This is a genomic window from Flavobacteriaceae bacterium (assembly GCA_014075215.1).
GTDB lineage: Bacteria > Bacteroidota > Bacteroidia > Flavobacteriales > Flavobacteriaceae > Polaribacter.
Genome location: CP046177.1, coordinates 227,183 through 247,267, shown reverse-complemented (window position 1 = coordinate 247,267; position 20,085 = coordinate 227,183). Strand labels below are relative to the sequence as shown.

Below are 20,085 nucleotides of genomic sequence, written 5' to 3'. Positions count from 1 at the left end.
AAAAAAATTATTTTTTCAAAGCACCTAAACCTACATGATCGCAAATATACTGATTTTTTTTACAGTATTTAGAAAGTTGATTTTCAATAAACTGCAAAATATTCTCTTTTTCATTTTCCGGGTATAGTACATGAACATTAGCTCCTGCATCCAGTGTAAAACAAACGGTACTATCCTGTTTTTTTCTGTATTCCCATATTTCGTTAATAATCTTCAACGTATTGGGTTTCATCAAAATAAAATACGGATCACTTGTTAGCATCATTGCATGCAATGCCAATGCTTCACTCTCTACCAGAGTAATAAAATCATCTGTATTCCCTTGTATGAGAATTTGTTTTAATTGAGAGAGGTTTTCATTTGCCTGCTGAAAACGCTGCCTGGCAAAAGGATGATTGTGCATGAGATTATGTCCTAATGTACTGCTTACCTGTTTTTCTCCTGTGTCTACCAATAGAATGGTATCTTGATAATTGCCAAAAACAGGATGTACCTCATTATTAAATTTTGTTCCAAACAAATTGGAGCTCCCTTCAATTTCCGGGTGTTCTCCCCATACCACTACAGGGCCTTCTATACTTCTGCTGGCACTTCCCGATCCCAAACGTGCTAAAAATGATGCTTTCCGTTTTATAAAATCTTCGCTTGCTCCCTCTCCGGTCAGTAACTTTTCCAAGCTCATCAGGCACATGGCAATAGCACTTAAACCACTTGCCGAAGAGGCAATTCCGCTACTGTGCGGAAATGAGTTTTCAGATCGAATGACCATTTCGTAATCAAAGATATAGGGGCAATAGGTAGTTATTCGTTTAAAAAAAGTGGCAATTTTTGGTTTAAAATCATCTTTTTTCTTCCCTTCAAAGTACAACTCAAAATGAACCAAATCCGATTTTTTTTTCTTGACAAAATCAATACTTGTGATCGTATGGCAATTATTCAAAGTGAAACTTACAGATGCATTTTTTGGTATCTGAGGTTCTGTTTTCCCCCAATACTTTACCAATGCAATATTGCTAGGAGTCTGCCAAGTTACATTAAATCCGGAAATACTTTCCGAAAGTGTTTTTGGAATAAATTGGTCCGTATTCAAAAGTCCTTATTTTTGAACAAAGATAAGACTATTCGCATTCATATTTATCCTAACCGTTGTCCCCGGAAACAACTTTAAAATTTACCGAAGTAATTATAAAACCATCTCCCTGTAAGGAAGAATCGTTTTATAGCCTTTTTTTCTAAAATATTCCGGAGTCTCTTCATTTCCGGTCACTAATATAAAATCACCTCCCCAGGCACCGAGGCTTTTAATGGTTCCAAAATAATCGGAAAATAATCTTTCTTTAACAGGTTTTATATTCACGATAGAACTGATCATTTGTTCGTGTTCTTCCATTAATTGTGAAAAAGCGATAAGTGACTTAGTATTAATTATTTCAGAAGAAATTGCCGAAATATTCCGAATTTCTTTTTCAATATTTCCAGCATTTTTTTTATATCGGATAATTCCGTCTCTACTATTTTGCTTCTGATTCAAATGGATAAAAAACAATTGGTCTTTAAAGTCCGGATTAAAATTCACTTTTTTTACAACAGGCTTTTGATGTTTTAACTGATAAAAAAGAGGATTACTGTTTTGAGCACAGGCAATATCGTATCCACTTCCCGAAAATGCACTCCATAGTAATTGATATGCATCTATCTCTGCCCAATGAGCAATATTATTGATGAGTGTGGAAGAGCTTCCCAGACCCCAATTTCTCGGAAACGTCAGAGTTGTTTTTACTGAAAACCCGTATTCCGAACTTAAAAAACAGGGGTTTAATTTTTGAGCTTCCTGTAAAATATGTTGCAATGTTTCAGCAATAAAATCAGTATTTCCTTCCCGGCTTGAGCTAAATGTAGCAGTAGCCAATCGCAATTTTGGTACATCAAATACTGCTTCAAACCAACATACTCCTTTATTGGTAAAACTACTCCATATCAACTGTTTGTTTTCAATTGTTTCTACAACCAAATCTTGCCCGAAAGTAGTAGGCACAGCTAATGCTACCGCACCGTCTAAAACAACATATTCTCCTGTCAGCAATAGTTTTCCGTTACTATAACTCCGTCTTTGTACGGTTACTTTTTTTATTTTTTTATCCATCGCTGTAAGCAGTCAATAACCTCAGATTCATTCCTTAAAAACAAAGTTATATAAAATCGCTAGCAACCTGTAAAAAAAGAAATCATTTAGAACATTTTTAAAATCTTTGATAACAAAATTTCTGCTTTTGCGTTAATATAAGGTACAACTAGCAATCTTCATGGATATTTTTCTACTATTATTAGGCTTTATACTCATTATTTCAGGAATTATTGGCTCATTTTTACCTGTTCTCCCGGGGCCGCTTACAAGTTGGTTCGGACTTTTAATTTTTCATATGATTTCTGTAATAGAAATGAACTGGGTATTCCTGGGAATTACCTTGGGTATTGCCATTTTTATATGGCTTATCGATTATGTAATTCCTGCTTTGGGAACCAAAAAATTTGGCGGAAGTAAATATGGAATTTATGGAACTTCTATAGGTTTGCTGATAGGATTACTCTTTTTCGGGCCTTTGGGAATTATAATCGGACCTTTCGCCGGGGCTTTTGTCGGAGAAATGATGTTTGACAGTACTAATTCAAATAGAGCTTTCAAAGCAGCTTTTGGTGCATTTGTCGGTTTTTTGTTTTCTACAGGCTTAAAATTTTTAGTCAGCCTTATTTTTGCCGGCTTGTATATCTCAAAATTCTGGGACCACAAAACACTTTTCTTTTAAATGACGTTTAATCCCATCCAAAATAAAAAAGCAACCCGTTTTAGGGAAGCTTTCTATTGATTAACAAACAACAGTACTTTAGAAAAGCACTAAACACAACTAAATACTACTAAATACTACTTGTTAAAAATAAGTAGCCCGCAAATATACGCTTTTTTTTAATTAAAGCAACTTTTTTTCCGATCTTACTTGCTTCTTCAATTCTTACAATTGATTAACTTTGCCGTTTCTTTATCAAGATATTCAGATTAGATATGCAGTTATCGGAGCAAGAAATTGTCAGAAGAAAAAAACTTTCCAGGCTTAGAGCTTTAGGAATTAATCCGTATCCGGCAGGCATTTACCCGGTAACTACAAATTCCGAAGCCATAAAAACAACTTTTAAAGAAGGAAACTCCGTTGTAATTGCAGGAAGGTTAATGGCTATTAATATTCAGGGAAAAGCTTCTTTTGCACAGTTGCAGGACAGTAAAGGCAGGATTCAGGTTTATTTTAATCGTGATGAAATTTGTCCGGGGGAAGATAAATCCAAATACAATGAAGTTTTTAAAAAACTATTAGACCTAGGGGATTTTGTGGGTATTGAAGGAGAATTGTTTACCACTAAAGTCGGAGAGAAAACAGTACTGGTTAAAAATTTTACCTTATTAAGTAAAGCATTAAAACCATTGCCTTTTCCAAAAGAAAAAGACGGTGTTGTATTTGATGCTTTTACAGATACCGAACTTCGTTACAGGCAACGGTATGCGGATTTGGTAGTGAACCCACATGTAAAAGAGGTTTTTATTAAAAGAACCAAGCTGTTTAATGCAATGCGTACTTTTTTCAATAATGCCGGTTATTTTGAGGTAGAAACTCCTGTTTTACAACCTATTGCAGGTGGTGCAGCAGCAAAACCTTTTGTAACACATCACAACGCTTTAGGAATCCCGCTGTATATGAGAATTGCCAATGAGCTCTATTTGAAAAGGTTAATTGTCGGTGGATTTGATGGCGTGTATGAATTTTCTAAAAACTTTAGAAATGAAGGAATGGATAAGACACATAATCCTGAGTTTACGGCAATGGAAATTTACGTGGCGTATAAGGATTATAACTGGATGATGAATTTTGCCGAGCAATTATTAGAGCATTGTGCAATTGCAGTAAATGGAACTTCAAAAGCTACTTATGGAGCACATGAAATAGATTTTAAAGCGCCTTACGCTAGGGTTACGATGGCAGATGCCATTAAGGATTTCACCGGTTTTGATATTAACGGAAAAACGGAAGATGAAATCCGCGAAGCTACAAAATCTATGAACATCGAGGTAGATGATACGATGGGCAAAGGGAAATTAATTGATGAGATTTTTGGTGAAAAATGTGAAAAAAATTATATCCAACCCACTTTTATTATAGATTACCCAAAAGAAATGAGCCCTTTATGTAAAGAGCATAGAGATCATCCCGAGTTAACAGAGCGTTTTGAGCTGATGGTATGCGGAAAAGAAATTGCCAATGCTTATTCCGAGTTAAATGATCCTATAGATCAGAGAGAACGTTTTGAAGCTCAACTGCAACTGGCTGCTAAAGGCGATAATGAGGCTACCAAATTTATTGACGATGATTTTCTACGGGCTTTGGAATATGGAATGCCGCCAACTTCCGGAATGGGAATTGGTATGGATCGGTTGGTGATGTTTTTAACGAATAATCAGTCTATTCAGGAAGTGCTTTTTTTTCCGCAAATGAGACCAGAGAAAAAACAAGTGGCAATTAGTGATGAAGCAAAAGTGATATTAGGCATTTTAAAAGAACATTCTGGCAGTGCTTTAAGTGACATTAAAGTTAAAGCTGAATTATCTAATAAGAAATGGGATAAAGCAATTAAAGAACTGACTAAAAATAACTTAGCTAAAGTTTCCAAAACAGAAAATGGCTTAATTGTAGAGGTTATTTAGTGTTTTAATATTATAAACTTTAAAGATGAGTATTAAATAAGTACTCACTTCATACTTACTATAGGTTGTCATTCGGCAACCTATTTTTGTTGCATATTATAGCAGATTGTTACAAAAAAGTGTCACGTATCTGTCACTTGAGTAGAATTTATCTTTTAAATTTAGAAAACTAAACCTAATGATATGTCAGTAAATTTAAGAACAAAGTATATTGGGAATAAAAATAACTCTCGTAAGAATAGACCTTATAGAAAACAATTAGATTATACCTTAAACGGAAAACGAGTAAGGGAAACCATAAAAGAAGTAACCTTTAATACAACCGACACCAAAGAGGTTAGAAAACAAAAAGAACGGTTAGTTGAAAATATAAGAGCAAAATTGGAAATTGAATTGGGTAATGCAAAAAATGGTTTAGTATCAAGGCAATTACAAAAGGCAAATTTCATACTCTATTTTGAAAAGTTAGGAAACAAGAAAAGTGAAAAGACAAAAACAGCTTGGGATAACACCTTAAAACACCTTATTAAATTTCAAGGCAAAAAATTGACTTTTGAAAACATTTCGGTTAGTTGGATTGAAAATTTCATTGAATACCTTAAAAGTAAAGAGTTGGCAAATAACTCTATTGTTACTTATACCAATAAAATCAATGCAACACTTAATCAAGCTATTAAAGAAAAAATCATTGTTGAAAATCCTATTAGATTTATTGAAAGACCTAAAAAGAAAGAAACCGAAATTGTATTTTTAACAAAGGATGAAATACAAAAAATAATTTCTACCGATTTTTGGGACAACGATTCAAAGAATGCTTTTTTATTTAGTTGTTATAGTGGGCTTAGGGCATCGGATATTAAAAATTTGAAATGGTCTAACATTAAGGATAACAGAATACAATTAATACAAAATAAAACTAAGAATACGGTTTATATACCTTTAAATAATAACGCTCGGAATATTTTAAACAAACAAACTCACAATGAAGAATTTGTATTCAATCTTTCAGACCATATTAGTTCAATGAATAGGACAGTTAAGAAACTTATTAAACTGACTGGGATTGATAAAAAAGTACATTTTCATTGTGCAAGGCACACTTTTGCAACATTACTAGTTACTGCTGGAGTTAATATTTTTACTATCTCAAAACTTATGGGGCATAAAGATATAAAAAGTACTTTAGTGTATGCAAAAGTTATTGACGAGGAAAAACAAAAAGCCGTTAATAGTATGGTAAATTTAGAATTTTATATTATAGAACTACAAGAAGTAAAGAAAAAGGTTGAATATTTTGAGGATAGAATACTACACAATTTTGAAACTCATTTTAGTTATTTGGTGTTAGATGATTTCTATGGTGGTGGTCATAGAGATAGAATTTCTGGTGAATGGTTTTATGATGAGTATTTCGAACAATATGAAAATGATATAATTGAACTCCTGCTTAAAATCGAACATAAAGATGAAAAGTATTATGATTTTCAGTTGAGGTTAATTAAGTTGAAAAGAATTATTGATACAAAACTTTCAAAAATTGAAAATAATAATGATACCACTAATCCATTAAGAATAAATAGAAAAAAATCCTTTTTACTTAACCCTGATTTAAACAAAAAAGAATTTATCAATTTCCTATACAAAGTGTTAATTAAAAACAAACTAATTGATGAAAAAAATGATGATTTTAAATTTCATTTTGAGAACCAATGGGATAAAAAAATTCAATGGCTCGGAACTGAGTTTCAGATAACGAATTTAATCGATTTATTGATTGAAAACAACTATCTAAATAATGAAACTAAACGATTTAGACATCAATTAGTAATTCATCATTTTATCAATAAAAATGGAGAACCATTTAAAAATAACCAACTGAGTAAAGCTTTAAGTGAAGATAAGCACAAAGCATTTGAATACATTACAAATGACATAATAGATGAAATAAGTACTACTATCCCACTACCTTAATACTTATCAATTAAACTTCTATTATGTAAGAGATTTGTGCCATAATAGCTTTTAAATTATTCATTATGGCAAGAATTGCACAACTAGTTCGTGAGATAAGAAGCCTCAAAAGAGAAATCAAAAAAAGTCATCTCTATCGTAAACGCATCTATACAATTAAAGAAGCATCTTTTGTAATAGGAGTAAGTTACTCTTATATGCAAAAATTGATTACTTCTAATCAAATTCCTTATTCCAAACCTTCAGGAAAACTCATTTTTATTAAGCGTAGAGATTTAGAGAATTTCATTTTGAAAAACCGTATTCAATCTACAGACGATATTGAAACAATGGTGGCTAACAATTTGTTGAACCTTAAAAACAAATCGTTATGAAAATTATTGAATATATAACTCGGTATAATAAGCTATACTAATTTCCATAAAAAGGAAACACTTATGATTGATACAATAAAGGGGTATTTAGACATAAAACCAAAAGAGAACTCAAATTTTAAGGAGTTAATTAGCGAAGCCAAGATATCTACATCTGATAGTGGTTATACAGCTTCACTAAATCTTTCAAATATGAAGATTACTTTTATACTTAATGAAAACTACAAACCTTATAAACTTTATTTTAATGGTTCTTTGTCTAAATTTCACTTTGGTAATAATCTTCTTCATTTAAACAGAAAGACAATTAAAGAAGCTGTTAATATGCTTTCAGACAATATTAATGTGAACATGAAAAAGGCAATATTGACTAGAGTTGATTATGGATATAATATTGAGGTAGATTATTCAGTTCATGAATATATTAGTTCTTTAATTTCTTTTCCTCGACTTGAAACTAATCGTTATAAAGATTCTGTCACATTTTTTACAAAATGGGCTTCAAAATCATTAATTTTTTATGATAAAATAAAAGAGTTAAAAAATGGGAATAAAGAGGTGTTTTACTCAATACCTATCGAATATCATAATAAAAACATTCTACGCTACGAAATAAGGCTTAAAAAGAATTTAAAGCAGCGATTTAATTTAGAGCAAGTATATTTAAAATCTTTATTTGACGATACTGTTCAAAATAAGTTGAAGGAACTTTGGTTAAAAGATTATCATAAGGTTAATAAATTATCAATAGGTAAAGACCCAGTTCATTTATTGTATAGACATAGTGGACTGTATCAGTACCTTTCATATCATGGTATAGATAAACTGGGATTTGATAAGGTAATAAATATTATATCCGATTTAGATTTTGATGTTATAAACCCTAGAAGTAAACGTAGTAAAATGAAATCTGTCGTAAAGGAATTATTAAAAGAAGTCAGTAAAAATACACTAGAAAAGAATCTAGTAAGGGAATTAGATATTAAAATTAGGTCTGTAAAAGATTTAATTTTTTAGATTTATCTGTCCCCCAGTAATTTTTGAGAGTTGTGTTTTACTATATACACTAAGTGCCTTTTTAAATACGATAATTTTTACGTATGCGATACAGGGCAAAATCATACTTTTATTTTTACTACAAATACACAAATTTTTCTCTTCTAAATGTCTAAAACATGCTATTTCACTAATAAAAATCTTTGAGATTTTTGAAAATTTACAAAAATTAGCGGATTTTGTTGGAAAACTTACTTTGTATCACAAAGTATGATTCTGCCCTGGTATGCGATAAAACGAATCATCTGATATTCAATAATTTTTACTATCTTTAGCCCATAAGGCTGATGGTCACTAAAAAAGTGAAAGGCGGTTAGTAAATATGAGATATTTTAATTCAAAGCAAAAAAAAGCTCTCTTTGTTCTTTCTGAGGGTTTATGTCAAAATTGTGGTACTTCTTTACCAACAAATTGGCATGCTGATCACATTACTCCATTTTCTAAATACGGTATTACACACATTTCTAATGGACAAGCCTTATGCCCAAAGTGTAATTTATTAAAATCAAATAAAATGAGAAATCAAAAAGAAATTGAATTAAGAAAATGGCAACAAGATTGTTTTGCAAAATTAATTAAGGTACGAAAAGGAGGCGGAAATTCTTTTTTAGCAGTTGCTGGAGTTGGCTCGGGAAAGACTATGTTTTCAAGCTATACTTTTAATTATCTATTAAAATCTGGGGAGTTTGACTCTGTAATTGTTATTAGTCCTACAGAAAATATTAAAAAGAATTGGAGTGTTACTTTTCAGAAATTTTTTAACATCAGAGTAGACCATGGTTATCAATTTAAGTACGCGTGGCCAAGAGATTGTAATGGCATTAGTATTACCTTTCAAAGTCTTAACCCATTAAACCTAGAAATTCTAAAAAAATATGTAAATCAAAGAGTTGTTCTAATAGTTGATGAGGTTCATCATGCAGGTGACGATAAATCTTGGGGCAATGCAATTAGAGAAATTGGAGACGAAGCAGGTTTTGTGTTACTATTGAGTGGTACTCCAGACAGAAATGATAATGCAGAAATACCTTTTGTTACATATAAAAAAATTGGCGATAGAAAATACGAATTACAATATGATTATTCTTATGGATATGCTGAAAGTGTTAAAGATAAAGTCTGCTGTCCTGTAATATTTCAACGAAATTCGTCAACAGTTGAAACTGTAAATGGTTATGAAAGATTAAAAAATGAAGACCCTGCATCTGAAATAAAAAATATTTATAATAATGCAATTAAAGTACGCCCAGAGGGAGATTGTTATGTATATCAAACATTTGAAAAGGCTAATCAACAGTTAAATGAGATTAATACCAACCGCAATGAAAACTATGCAGGTTTGATTGTTTGTAATTCCATAGCAGATGCTAAAGCATTATACGAGAGAATATATAATAAATACGGGGTTGATTTTGCTGAATTGGTTACAAGTGATGATAAAGATTCCAATAGAAAAATAGAGCGTTTTAAAGAAAGTTATAAAACGTGGATTATTTCAATTAATATGGTTTCTGAGGGAGTAGATATTTCTAGAATAAGGGCTATTGTTTATGCTTCAAATGTTACTACAAGAGTTAGGTTTGTTCAAGTTATGGGGCGAGGTGTTAGAAATCCAGTACATTTTAAAAATAATTCAGATGTATGTTATATGTACATTCCAGAATATAAACCATTGATTGACAATGCTACATTTATTGAAGAAGAATTAAGACATATTCGATATGAAATAGATTCCGTTGAAGAAGAGCATATAGGGGGTATTGGTGGAAAGCCAACTCAAATTAGCATAGAAGATATAGTTTTAAGCTCTACAAGTGAAAATAGTGGAAATGTATATGGAGGTGCACTTTTCTCTCAAACTGAAGATGTAGAAGCTACAATATTAGCTACTAAATACGATGTTACAAAAGATAAGGTATTAAGCATGTGGAAAGATATTTTAAATATTGCAGGTCAGCAACCTTCATTAGAGGAAAGACGACCTCATAAAATAGAAACAATAACGGATGAAAAAGACAGATATAAAAAATTAGTCCATAAAATGGTTGGGCGTATTCATTTTGATTTTGGTTTAGAGTATAGAGACATACATTCAAAATTAAATAAATCTGTAGGTAAAAAAAATAGCCTTATTTTTACTTTAGATGAATACAAGAAAAAATTAGAACTATCTAAAGAGTTATACGAGAAATTAAAAAGCCAATAAAATGGAAAATTTAATAGAACAAGTTCAAGAAGAATTAAAGGAACACAAATTTAGGGAAACCCATATACCAAGATTGATATTAAATATTATTAAATCAGAAGACTGGAAAAATAGAGACCCTGCTCCAAATGAATTAGAACCTAAAGAGTTTAATTATTTTCCTGACTTTGTAGAAACAGTAAGACCTTGGGGCTTGCAAATGGATTTTAAAGATATAGAAGAAATTTGTTCAGGGTTTACAGAAGTAGAATTAGAACTTGGAAGACAAAAAAGTGTACAATTAGAATTAGATATAGACATAAAAAGGGTAAGAAAGACGGATAAACAAAGAAGTCTAGAAGTGTTAGAAAAACATCGATTAGATTTATTTGAAAAAGTCATGTCTAAAGAATTATCTGTGTACAAAGCAATGATTGAAGGAGGGTTTAAACGGCAACGAATAAAACTTGAAAAAACTCCAAGTTCATTTAGCACATACATAAGAAATAATTTTACTGATGATGAAAAAAAGGAACTATTAAAATTACTTAATACAGATTTAGATTAATCGAAATCCATTATATTTGGAATACAATCAGAAAACAAAAGATATAGAATAACGATATAAACGTTCTTTACATAAAATACGCAGATAGGCATTAGTCATCTAATAACTTGGACGAAAACTGATAATTTTCAATCAATCAAGTAGAAAGGATGAACTAATGCCCGTGTTCCTTATGGGCATGGGCTTAGTTCGCTTTACTTGATAGGTATACCAGTACCTCGTCCAAGGAGTGGACTTTAGTACCATGCCTTATTTTTTGTTAATCACTCAACTTAGGTACTGGGTTGAAATTAATGAGAAAAGCAAATGAACCACACTAATACAAAAAAGATTATAGTCTTTGGTATTATTATCCTTACTACACTAATTGGATGCACTCAAACCAATAAGACCTCATCGTCAAAAAACAAGACGGGAAGTAATGAGAAACCTATTTTTAAATTTGTTAGTAATAGTAATGACCTCGAAAAAGGGGTTGATATATTACAGACAAATGATGAAGTAAGTTATCATACATTCGACTTCAACAAAAACCTGATTTCTTATAAATCCAAAACTAAAAATAGGAGTTGGAATACCTTTGAATTTAAAATAAAGAAGTCCAAAATAACGGAAAGTTTATTAGGGTTAAAAGGAATGGAATTTGACATCGATAATTCTATCTGTTTTCAGATATGGGTTGATACTGTTGGTAGTATTGGTTATGAGTTTAAAAATGGGCAAACATTAGTTTTTTACGGAATACAAGAATTAGAATAATGAAAACACTTTAGTACATGACAAAAAATATAATTAATTGATTATCAGTAAATTAAATGTTAAATAATTAAAATAAAGCATTGATTTTCAGTATATTAGAAGAATAACATCACTCATTTTTCTAATGAAAAAAACCAATGCTTCCACTAAAAGTAGTGAATTAAATTCAGTTTTAAGTTCTCATTTCCAAGGTAAGATCAATTTGGCAAGAATCAAACTCATATCACATTTCATTATCGCCCTCTGTAAGGTACAGACAGTTACCTTTGAAAAGGTAGCCAACGCTTTTGAGACCTCAGTAGATTCGAAGTCATCACTCAGACGTATTCAAAGATTTATTGCTGATTATTCGTTGGATGGAGATTTGATCGCTCGTCTTATATTTAGTCTCCTTCCTAAGCAAGAGGGATTGATCTTGAGTATTGATAGGACCAATTGGAAGTTTGGTCAGACCAACATCAACATTTTTAAGTTGGGAGTTGTCTATAAAGGTGTTGCCTTCCCATTGTTATTTACTATGTTAGATAAGCCAGGGAACTCTAACAGTCAGGAGCGTATTGATCTTGTGAATCGTTTCATAAGACTTTTTGGCAAAGATGTTATTAAATCCATTGTAGCCGATAGAGAGTTTGTAGGTAATCATTGGTTGGATTTCTTGAATACAAATGGAATCAAATATTATATCCGCATTCGAAACAACTTTAAGGTAGAGCTTCCTGATAAGAACAAAACCATCAAAGTATTTCACTTGTTTAATCCACATAAGATCAATGAGTTTGTGTATTATCCTAAAATTGTACGTGTTAATGGTCAGCTTTGTTTCCTTTCCGGATGCAAGTTGTACCCAAAAAATGGAAAGCCTGATTTCTTAATCATTGTATCGTTCAACGCTCCTGATAAGGCCTTTGAACAATACAAAGAACGATGGCAGATAGAGATGTGTTTTAAAGCAATGAAAGCCAGTGGCTTTGATATTGAAAACACACACCTGCAAGATATTAAGCGTATTGAAAAATTAGTACTGTTTGTAATGATGGCTTTCGTATGGTGTTACAAAGTTGGTATATATTTACATCAGATTAAGCCTATCAAAATAAAAAAGCATGGAAGAATGGCTAAAAGCATATTCAAATATGGATTAGATTATATCGCTTCTGTGCTATTAAACCCTGTAAATCAAAACAATATGAACTTGACTAAATTTTTGTCATGTACTTAGTGAAAACACTTAAAATAACATCAATAGCAACTACTCTAGTATTACTTCTTATAAGTTGTAATGATAAACCTAAACAACAACACAACCAAATACTAGAAAAGGAACAAAACACAATAACTGAAACACCTAAAACACAAAATCAAAGCAATGAAGATTGGATAAAAAAAATTAAACAATTACAGCAAATGAAAGAAGGTGAAGAATTAGATGTTACAGATAATTCAGCTTTTCAAAATAATACAGAACCTCAATTAGATTTACTGGAATTATGGAAAGACCCAAAGGCATATAATAAGAAGCACAAAGAACCTACATTAGAAGAATTTGAATACTCAAATTATTGGAGACAAACAGCATATAGGGCTACTAAAAAATTTATTCAATACGAGATTAACCAAAAGCCAAATTGTAAAGTAACTCGTCAGGGTAACTATCAGCCATATTTACTTCGGTATTTAGGCAATTTTGGGTTCTTGGTAAAAACCTATTGCGAGTTTGATTGTCAACAGGATTATAATAATCCTACTTACTTTTGGGTTGAGGCATATTATCAAGGTTTTAATAAGTGGAATTTTGAAGTAGTAAAACAGAAATTTGTAGACTAAAAGAATAAACTTACTTTTGTAGTATGAAATATTTAGAAAAACATACAACAGTACAATACGGAGATCTTAAAGGTATTCTATGATAAAAACAAGTAAAAGTTGAGATATTATTTTTACTAATTTATGCAGCAAATTTAAAAGTATCTACATAGGGTGTTTGTCGTTTGACAACGGCAAACACTCTTGCTATTAATTTGTTTCTAATAATGTTAACGGTACTCATTTTACTTTTGCCTTGTTTTATTCTTTTATGATAGTATAATTTCATTTCTGGGTTATGTTGTATAGCAGAAATAGCGCACATATTAATAATTGCTTTCAATTTTTTATTAGCCAAATGAGAGACTTTTGTACGTCCTTTAATACTAGTTCCAGATTGGTAAGGAAAAGGAGCAACACCACAATAAGAGGCAAACTTTCTCCAGTTTTCAAATTTTGAAAAATTGTCAGTAAACACAATCATCATTATAGCAGTTTGCATTCCTATACCTTTAACACTAGTAACAAGTTTATAGGTTTCTTTTAACATTATATTTTGGTCAATAATAGCTTGCATTTGAGTATTAATCTTGTGTATTTGTTTGGTTAGTTCTGCAATCATTTTTTGTTGAACGTCAAAGATTATTTTATACTCTTTTGCTTTATAAATTCTTTTTTGTTCTTTCAAAGTAACTTTAAAACCAGCTCTTTGTTTGTTAAGTTTTGTCCTTAAAGATAAGAGACTTTTTAGTTGTAATATACTTCTTTTAGGTAGCTTACTGGGTTTAAGTTCTTCTTTTAATCGATACCCATATAGAGCAATGCGTTTGGCATCAATTTGGTCATCCTTTCCACGAGCAATACCAATAGATCTTTTAATTTCTAAACCAGAAGCTATGAAAAAAGATAATTTTTGTTCAGTTAAAGACACAGATAATAAATGAGAGTACATTCCTGTATGTTCAAATACAAACATGGTTTCTTCTTTAGAGAAAGACGAATTTTTAAAACTCCACTTTAGCATTAATTTAAATCCAGATTTACTGTTCTCAAACTGTTGAACAATTTGTTTAGAATAGATACAAACATCAATTAATAATTTACTGACATCGATTCCGATAATTTCATTTGTTTTCATAATTTTGTAATTAGATATTAATAATAGTTACTTAAACTAAGACCTTTAATAAGGGCAGAAACTGAAATTCTATATGGTTCTAAGTAACTTTTAAAAAGAACGGAGACTAATACGGGGGATGGCTCTAAAAAGCTAGCTGGCCGCTAAAGTTCACTCCGTTCTTTTGTGTTTTTGGTTATCAACAAAATAAGAGTTATTAACAAAGAAAAAAAGAAGCAAAAAAAGAAATTTCATCATAACTATTATGTTTTTATTTTAAGTAATTATTTCTATTTGCTAATCTAAAGGCTAACGGTGATCGCACTTTTACGGACATTTTAGTACTTGTAGCTGTAAAAGGAATTGCCGTAGCAAAACCTGAAGGCGTACCTATTGTGGTACCTGCCCAAATCTCAGCTCCGGTTGTTTTAACAGATTGTATCACATTATTTGAACTATTAGCCGGATCCGTTACTAACATAGATGCATTACCTCCAAAATCAGTTACCGTATAATTTGTAGTGCTTCCTTCAAAATTTACTGGCAAATCTATCTGACTAAGTGCACTACTATCTAGGTATAGGGTAATATCATCAACATAGAATGTAAAATTGGCACTTCCATCTCCGACAGTTCCATTATCAAAAATAAGCACTACTTTCTGATAGCTATTGGCAGTATTAACTGACGAAAAATCATATGTCAATGTTTCCCAGGCATTTGCCATAGTAGTAGTAGCTTCTTGCTGGAAAAATACTCCTCCGTCTGTTTCATTCTCTACTTTAAATAATAATTTAGCTCCTACTCTTGGTGAATACACCTTTACGGATACTGCATTATTACTTGAAAAATCTATAGGTGAACCTAAATCTGTCCAACTTCCTCCCCATGGTTGACCGGCATTTTTTACCATCTTCCCCACATTCGCCGAATTATTGTCCGAATTATTGTAAGGATTTGTCTCGGTTGTCATAACGCCTCCGTCGAAATCGGTCCACGTAGTCGCTGTCTCAAAATCAATAAGTGTTGTCTGTGCGTAACCTACAACCGTTAATAACATTAATAAATAAGTAATTTTCTTCATAATTTAAATTTAATGGTTTTTAGAATTAATTTTTATACACTTTTACATAATCAATTATAAATTTTTGAGGAAAAATAGAATCATCTACCTCCGGGCCTCCAAAATTCCCTCCAACAGCTAAATTAAGAACTATATAGAAAGGTTTGTTAAAAGGCCAATTTTTGATATTCTTTATTTCAGGAGAAAAGGTATATACTAGCTCGTCATCCAAGTAAAATGAGATTTCATCTTTTGTCCAATTTGTTTTATATATGTGAAATCCTTCTTCTAAATTTTCTTTTATTGTCTTTTTGGAGTTAATCGTATTTCCAAAGCTATCCGGAGTATGTAAGGAAGTATATAAGGTATGTGGCTCTTTACCTACGTATTCCATAATATCAATTTCTCCGCAATTTGGCCACCCGTTCTCATCAATATCGTTTCCAAGCATCCAAATTGCCGGCCATAAACCGCTTCCCAAGGGAAGTTTTGCTCTTACTTCTACGATACCATATTGAAATGCTACTTTTTGTTTTGTGTGAATCTTTCCTGAATAATACGCTGTATCTTTTTTAGTTGCAGTAATCACCAAATTTCCATTTTTTACTGATACATTCTCTTTGGTATATAACTGACGTTCGTTGTTTCCCCAACCACAAAGATTTGGACAGCCGTCTCCTATATCGTAGTTCCAAGAAGATTCATCTAAAGTTTGAGAAGAAAAATGATCTTCAAAAATTACTTCTTTTTCACTACATGAAATAATGAAAGGTAATAGTATAGTAATAAATGAAGTTAATTTTTTCATTCTAATTCAAATTCAGATGTTAAACTTGCATAGGAGCTGCCTCCGACAAATACTTTAAATGTTCCCGGTTCTACTAAAAACACACCTTCATTATCATAAAAACCAAGCTCTTCATCTGTTAAGGTAAAAGAGATTTTTTTTGTTTCACCTGTTTTTAAAGGGATTAACTCAAATCCTTTTAATTCTCTTACCGGCCTTGTAACACTTGCAAAAAGATCCCGAATATATAATTGAGCTACCTCTTTACCATCCGTTTTACCGGTATTTTTTATATCAACTGTTATTTTAACAGTCTTATCAGAGGTGTAATTATTTTGTACACTGATATTCGAATATTCAAAAGAAGTATAACTCAAGCCATATCCAAAAGGATACAGAGGAGTGTTCTCCATATCTTGATAATGTGTCCAGAAAACTTCTTTTTTAGGTCCCGGTCTTCCGGTATTTTTATAATTATAATAAAGAGGCATCTGGCCTACATCTCTTGGAAAACTCATGGGCAATTTACCACTGGGGTTATAGTCGCCATATAGTACCTGAGCTATAGCATTACCGCTTTGCGAACCTAATTGCCAGGCTTCCAGAATAGCAGGAATATTTTCATCTGCCCAATTAATTGCCAAAGGTCTTCCGTTATTTAATACTAACACGATGTTTTTATTTGCCTTATAAACCACTTCCAATAATTTTTGCTGAACACCTGGTAATCCTAAATTGGCTCTGCTTCTTCCTTCTCCGCTCTGGAAACCTACTTCTCCTAAAACCATCACTACTACGTCCGCTTTTTTAGCGACAGAAATAGCCTTTTTAAATCCGGATGTATCTGTAGTATTAATGGTTACTTCAGTAAAAAAATTGGTAGTACCGACAGATACTTTAGCGCCTTCTGCATATAGTAAAGTATTTCCTTTATAGGATTGCATTCCTTCCAAGACAGAAACGGCAGAATCATCTTTTGCAGCCAATCGCCAATTTCCTAAAGGGCTGTTCTTATCTGAAGCTAGCGCACCTATAAGTGCAATTTTCTGTCCGTTCTTTTTAAGTGGTAATATATTTCCTTCATTTTTAAGCAAAACAATCGATTTTTTTGCCATATCCAAAGCAGCATCATGTATTTGCTTACTACCGATAACTTCCTTTTCCCTGGCTTCATCACAGTACTTATAAGGGTCTTCAAAAAGCCCTAATTCAAATTTAACCTTCAAAATCCTTTTTACTGCATCATCTATTAGAGGTTCTTTTACTTTTCCTTCTTTTACAAGGCCTGCCAAATGATTTACATAAGCATAAGATTCCATATCCATATCAGATCCTGCTTTAGCAGCCAGTTCCGCAGCGTGTTCTTTGTCTTCCGCATATCCATGTGCTATCATTTCCGCCAAGGATCCCCAGTCTGAAATAACAAATCCTTCAAATCCCCATTTGCCTTTCAGAATATCTCTTTGCAGGAACGAATCACCGGTAGCCGGAATTCCATTTATCTCATTAAAAGAGTTCATAACTGTTTTTACGTCTGCCTTTACAGCCGCCTGAAACGGAGGGAAAACAGTGTTGTACAGCGTGGAAGTTCCTATATCTGCAGTATTATAATCTTTTCCTGATGCTGCAAAGCCGTATGCTGCAAAATGTTTTGCACAAGCTGCAATAGTATTATGCCGACTCAGGTCACTGCCCTGAAATCCTCGTACTCTGGCCGCAGCTATTTTACTTCCCAAATAGGTGTCTTCCCCTGCTCCTTCCATGACTCTCCCCCATCGGGCATCTCTGGAAATATCGATCATAGGTGCAAATGTCCAGTTAATTCCTGCTGCAGAGGCCTCCACAGCAGCCATCCTGGCAGATCTCTTAATAGCTTCCAAATCCCAACTGGCAGATTCTGCCAAGGGTATGGGTGATTGTGTTTTATACCCGTGAATTACATCAAAGCCTATGATCAAAGGAATGCCTAACCCGGATTCTTCGACCGCGATCTTTTGTACTTTTCTTACATTTTGAACCCCTCTTACATTTAGCATTGATCCTACCCGGCCTTTTTTCAGGTGCTCATATTTTTTAGCTGCATCACCACTACCGGGAGCCGGGCCTGTTAAATCCCAAAAACCATTGTATTGGTTCATTTGCCCCACTTTTTCTTCTAATGTCATTACAGACAGGAGTGAATTTACCCGATCTTCAACAGGAGCGTTTGGGTTTTTGTATGTTTCCGGGTCTATCTTCGTAGCGCATGAAACTACAAATAGTAATATAAGGAAAGTTAGGGGTAGTAAATTACTTTTTTTCATGGTCTCGACTTAAAATGTGATTTTCTATAAGTATAGTATTTAAGAGATTTCACTAATCCGATGTAATAATAAACCACCAGTCAAATTCACCAGCAGCATCGGTAGTTCGTAACAGTAATTCATTAGCTACACTTCGATCAAAAATTTGATATGTATGATTTCCTCCAGTATAATATCCAATAAAACCTAGTCCCGTAAGACTTAATGTTTCAACACCTCCAGGAGCTGTTAATGACCACGTTTCTGAATAATCGCTATATACATAGTTTTCTATATCGGCACCATTTATAACGCCTGTGTTTGATCCTAAATCGTTAACTATATGTGGGTTACGACCAAAAATTGTTCCAGAAGTATCCGTTCCGGATGCATCATTTGTATTGTTTGTAATATGCATATATGTTCCATCGGAATTAAAAACAAAGCGATCATCATACATCCCAACTCCTACTTTTTCATTCGGACCGGCACCGTACCATTCCGAAGGTGTAGTTCCTCCCACAGGCCCTAATCCAAAATGCCCGGCTTTTTCAGATTTTATTCTCCATGTTCTTGAAGAAGCTGCCGTAGGATTCGCCGGATCAAAATCATATAATTTTGTTTTTAAGTCTGCCGGAGGCTCGTAAGTTGCTAATACCTGTACCTGTATAGATGCACTTGAAGTTACGCCTGCTGTTCCGGAAGCAACTACCGTTACCGTGTGTGTGTTTAGCCCCAAAACGCTAAAATTATAGGTTATTCTTCCCGACGGTGCAACTTGTTCTATTCCATTGTATACATATTTAAAAGATACTGCATTGTCCGCCGTTGCCGAAAAATGAACAGTTCCCGAACCATCTCCATTAGGATTCGCTGCGTCCGCTCCTACAATAGTAGCCGTTATTTGAATATTAGACGGTGTTACAATATCGCCAAATGTAAAATTATTGTCCTGACAGCCCATGAATAAGATCGGAACTGCAGCAATCAAACGTATTATATTTTTTAATTTTTTCATAATTGTATTTTAAAATTCTTATCCTTAATTTGTAAGCGTTAGCTCGTCATAGTAATATACGGAATCATCACCTGCGTTTCCAAAATCAAAGAATATCACTACTCTTGTATAATCAGCTGTTGGTGCCGCGCTAAAATCATATATCAGTTCTTCCCATGAATTTGATACTGTTGTATTGATATCTACTTCATGAGTGATACTTGCATCTGCATTTTCCAGTTTAAGCTTCACTTGCGCTCCTGTTTTCGGCGACCAGGTTTTGACACTTATTTTACTGTAGTTTGTAAAATCCAGAGGAGAAGTTACCTCAAAAAATGTACCTGCCCAAACCTCACTACCACTGGTTTTAGTGAGT

At 32.7% G+C, this 20,085-nt stretch carries 17 protein-coding genes; 10 read left to right on the top strand and 7 right to left on the bottom strand.

Translation table 11 applies throughout. The features are described 5' to 3' along the window. Positions 1 to 7: 7 nt before the first annotated feature. Both GKR88_01305 and GKR88_01300 read right to left on the bottom strand, forming a co-directional pair. Positions 8 to 1,090, bottom strand: a complete 1,083-nt coding sequence (locus GKR88_01305) for a diphosphomevalonate decarboxylase (GenBank protein ID QMU63039.1) — start codon at positions 1,088 to 1,090, stop codon at positions 8 to 10. 93 nt (positions 1,091 to 1,183) lie between these two features. Then, positions 1,184 to 2,143 carry a GHMP kinase gene (locus GKR88_01300; protein ID QMU63038.1) on the bottom strand — a complete coding sequence of 320 codons (960 nt, stop codon included), beginning with the start codon at positions 2,141 to 2,143 and terminating at the stop codon, positions 1,184 to 1,186. A 160-nt stretch (positions 2,144 to 2,303) separates the two neighbouring features. Here GKR88_01300 and GKR88_01295 point away from each other — a divergent pair, with 160 nt between their 5' ends. The 10 genes from GKR88_01295 (at position 2,304) to GKR88_01250 (ending at position 13,484) form a co-directional block, all read left to right on the top strand. After that, positions 2,304 to 2,804 carry a DUF456 family protein gene (locus tag GKR88_01295; protein QMU63037.1) on the top strand — a complete coding sequence of 167 codons (501 nt, stop codon included), beginning with the start codon at positions 2,304 to 2,306 and terminating at the stop codon, positions 2,802 to 2,804. Between the two features lie 254 nt (positions 2,805 to 3,058). Then, a complete protein-coding gene (gene lysS, locus GKR88_01290; GenBank protein ID QMU63036.1) occupies positions 3,059 to 4,747 on the top strand; it encodes a lysine--tRNA ligase in 1,689 nt (562 codons plus the stop codon). A gap of 183 nt (positions 4,748 to 4,930) precedes the next feature. Next, positions 4,931 to 6,718 (top strand): tyrosine-type recombinase/integrase, encoded by a 1,788-nt coding sequence (locus GKR88_01285; GenBank protein ID QMU63035.1) that lies wholly within the window; start codon positions 4,931 to 4,933, stop codon positions 6,716 to 6,718. A gap of 65 nt (positions 6,719 to 6,783) precedes the next feature. After that, the gene (locus tag GKR88_01280) at positions 6,784 to 7,092 is read left to right on the top strand and encodes an excisionase family DNA-binding protein (protein QMU63034.1); all 309 of its coding nucleotides are present in this window, start codon (positions 6,784 to 6,786) and stop codon (positions 7,090 to 7,092) included. A 63-nt stretch (positions 7,093 to 7,155) separates the two neighbouring features. Further along, positions 7,156 to 8,109: a hypothetical protein gene (locus tag GKR88_01275; GenBank protein QMU63033.1), complete on the top strand. Its 954-nt coding sequence runs from the start codon at positions 7,156 to 7,158 to the stop codon at positions 8,107 to 8,109. A gap of 361 nt (positions 8,110 to 8,470) precedes the next feature. Further along, the gene (locus tag GKR88_01270) at positions 8,471 to 10,354 is read left to right on the top strand and encodes a DEAD/DEAH box helicase (protein QMU63032.1); all 1,884 of its coding nucleotides are present in this window, start codon (positions 8,471 to 8,473) and stop codon (positions 10,352 to 10,354) included. Between the two features lies 1 nt (position 10,355). Next, entirely contained in the window at positions 10,356 to 10,901 is a 546-nt protein-coding gene (locus GKR88_01265) for a hypothetical protein (GenBank protein QMU63031.1), read from the top strand. A gap of 306 nt (positions 10,902 to 11,207) precedes the next feature. Then, entirely contained in the window at positions 11,208 to 11,660 is a 453-nt protein-coding gene (locus GKR88_01260; protein QMU63030.1) for a hypothetical protein, read from the top strand. Between the two features lie 124 nt (positions 11,661 to 11,784). Beyond that, positions 11,785 to 12,879 (top strand): IS4 family transposase, encoded by a 1,095-nt coding sequence (locus GKR88_01255; protein ID QMU63029.1) that lies wholly within the window; start codon positions 11,785 to 11,787, stop codon positions 12,877 to 12,879. Further along, the gene (locus GKR88_01250; GenBank protein ID QMU63028.1) at positions 12,870 to 13,484 is read left to right on the top strand and encodes a hypothetical protein; all 615 of its coding nucleotides are present in this window, start codon (positions 12,870 to 12,872) and stop codon (positions 13,482 to 13,484) included. Before GKR88_01255 ends, GKR88_01250 begins: the two co-directional genes overlap by 10 nt. Positions 13,485 to 13,605: 121 nt before the next feature. On the opposite strand, the gene GKR88_01245 is transcribed toward GKR88_01250, so the two are convergent. The 5 genes from GKR88_01245 to GKR88_01225 form a co-directional block, all read right to left on the bottom strand. After that, positions 13,606 to 14,601, bottom strand: coding sequence for a transposase (locus tag GKR88_01245; protein ID QMU63027.1), 996 nt, complete (start codon positions 14,599 to 14,601; stop codon positions 13,606 to 13,608). 250 nt (positions 14,602 to 14,851) lie between these two features. After that, positions 14,852 to 15,664 carry a hypothetical protein gene (locus GKR88_01240; GenBank protein ID QMU63026.1) on the bottom strand — a complete coding sequence of 271 codons (813 nt, stop codon included), beginning with the start codon at positions 15,662 to 15,664 and terminating at the stop codon, positions 14,852 to 14,854. A gap of 25 nt (positions 15,665 to 15,689) precedes the next feature. Further along, the gene (locus GKR88_01235) at positions 15,690 to 16,451 is read right to left on the bottom strand and encodes a family 16 glycosylhydrolase (GenBank protein QMU63025.1); all 762 of its coding nucleotides are present in this window, start codon (positions 16,449 to 16,451) and stop codon (positions 15,690 to 15,692) included. Continuing rightward, on the bottom strand, positions 16,448 to 18,733 hold the full coding sequence (bglX, locus tag GKR88_01230) for a beta-glucosidase BglX (protein ID QMU63024.1): 2,286 nt from the start codon (positions 18,731 to 18,733) through the stop codon (positions 16,448 to 16,450). Before bglX ends, GKR88_01235 begins: the two co-directional genes overlap by 4 nt. Before the next feature lie 52 nt (positions 18,734 to 18,785). Then, positions 18,786 to 19,730: a glucan endo-1,3-beta-D-glucosidase gene (locus GKR88_01225; GenBank protein QMU63023.1), complete on the bottom strand. Its 945-nt coding sequence runs from the start codon at positions 19,728 to 19,730 to the stop codon at positions 18,786 to 18,788. Between the last annotated feature and the right edge of the window lie 355 nt (positions 19,731 to 20,085).

What these genes read in the sequence shown, in the direction of transcription:
- GKR88_01295 (QMU63037.1), top strand. Translation starts at nt 2,304, where the DNA reads ATGGATATTTTTCTACTATTATTAGGCTTTATACTCATTATTTCAGGA.
- GKR88_01270 (QMU63032.1), top strand. Translation starts at nt 8,471, where the DNA reads ATGAGATATTTTAATTCAAAGCAAAAAAAAGCTCTCTTTGTTCTTTCT.
- GKR88_01285 (QMU63035.1), top strand. Translation starts at nt 4,931, where the DNA reads ATGTCAGTAAATTTAAGAACAAAGTATATTGGGAATAAAAATAACTCT.
- GKR88_01260 (QMU63030.1), top strand. Translation starts at nt 11,208, where the DNA reads ATGAACCACACTAATACAAAAAAGATTATAGTCTTTGGTATTATTATC.
- GKR88_01280 (QMU63034.1), top strand. Translation starts at nt 6,784, where the DNA reads ATGGCAAGAATTGCACAACTAGTTCGTGAGATAAGAAGCCTCAAAAGA.
- GKR88_01265 (QMU63031.1), top strand. Translation starts at nt 10,356, where the DNA reads ATGGAAAATTTAATAGAACAAGTTCAAGAAGAATTAAAGGAACACAAA.
- GKR88_01250 (QMU63028.1), top strand. Translation starts at nt 12,870, where the DNA reads ATGTACTTAGTGAAAACACTTAAAATAACATCAATAGCAACTACTCTA.
- GKR88_01240 (QMU63026.1), bottom strand. Translation starts at nt 15,664, where the DNA reads ATGAAGAAAATTACTTATTTATTAATGTTATTAACGGTTGTAGGTTAC.
- GKR88_01225 (QMU63023.1), bottom strand. Translation starts at nt 19,730, where the DNA reads ATGAAAAAATTAAAAAATATAATACGTTTGATTGCTGCAGTTCCGATC.
- GKR88_01275 (QMU63033.1), top strand. Translation starts at nt 7,156, where the DNA reads ATGATTGATACAATAAAGGGGTATTTAGACATAAAACCAAAAGAGAAC.
- bglX (QMU63024.1), bottom strand. Translation starts at nt 18,733, where the DNA reads ATGAAAAAAAGTAATTTACTACCCCTAACTTTCCTTATATTACTATTT.
- GKR88_01300 (QMU63038.1), bottom strand. Translation starts at nt 2,143, where the DNA reads ATGGATAAAAAAATAAAAAAAGTAACCGTACAAAGACGGAGTTATAGT.
- lysS (QMU63036.1), top strand. Translation starts at nt 3,059, where the DNA reads ATGCAGTTATCGGAGCAAGAAATTGTCAGAAGAAAAAAACTTTCCAGG.
- GKR88_01255 (QMU63029.1), top strand. Translation starts at nt 11,785, where the DNA reads ATGAAAAAAACCAATGCTTCCACTAAAAGTAGTGAATTAAATTCAGTT.
- GKR88_01245 (QMU63027.1), bottom strand. Translation starts at nt 14,601, where the DNA reads ATGAAAACAAATGAAATTATCGGAATCGATGTCAGTAAATTATTAATT.
- GKR88_01235 (QMU63025.1), bottom strand. Translation starts at nt 16,451, where the DNA reads ATGAAAAAATTAACTTCATTTATTACTATACTATTACCTTTCATTATT.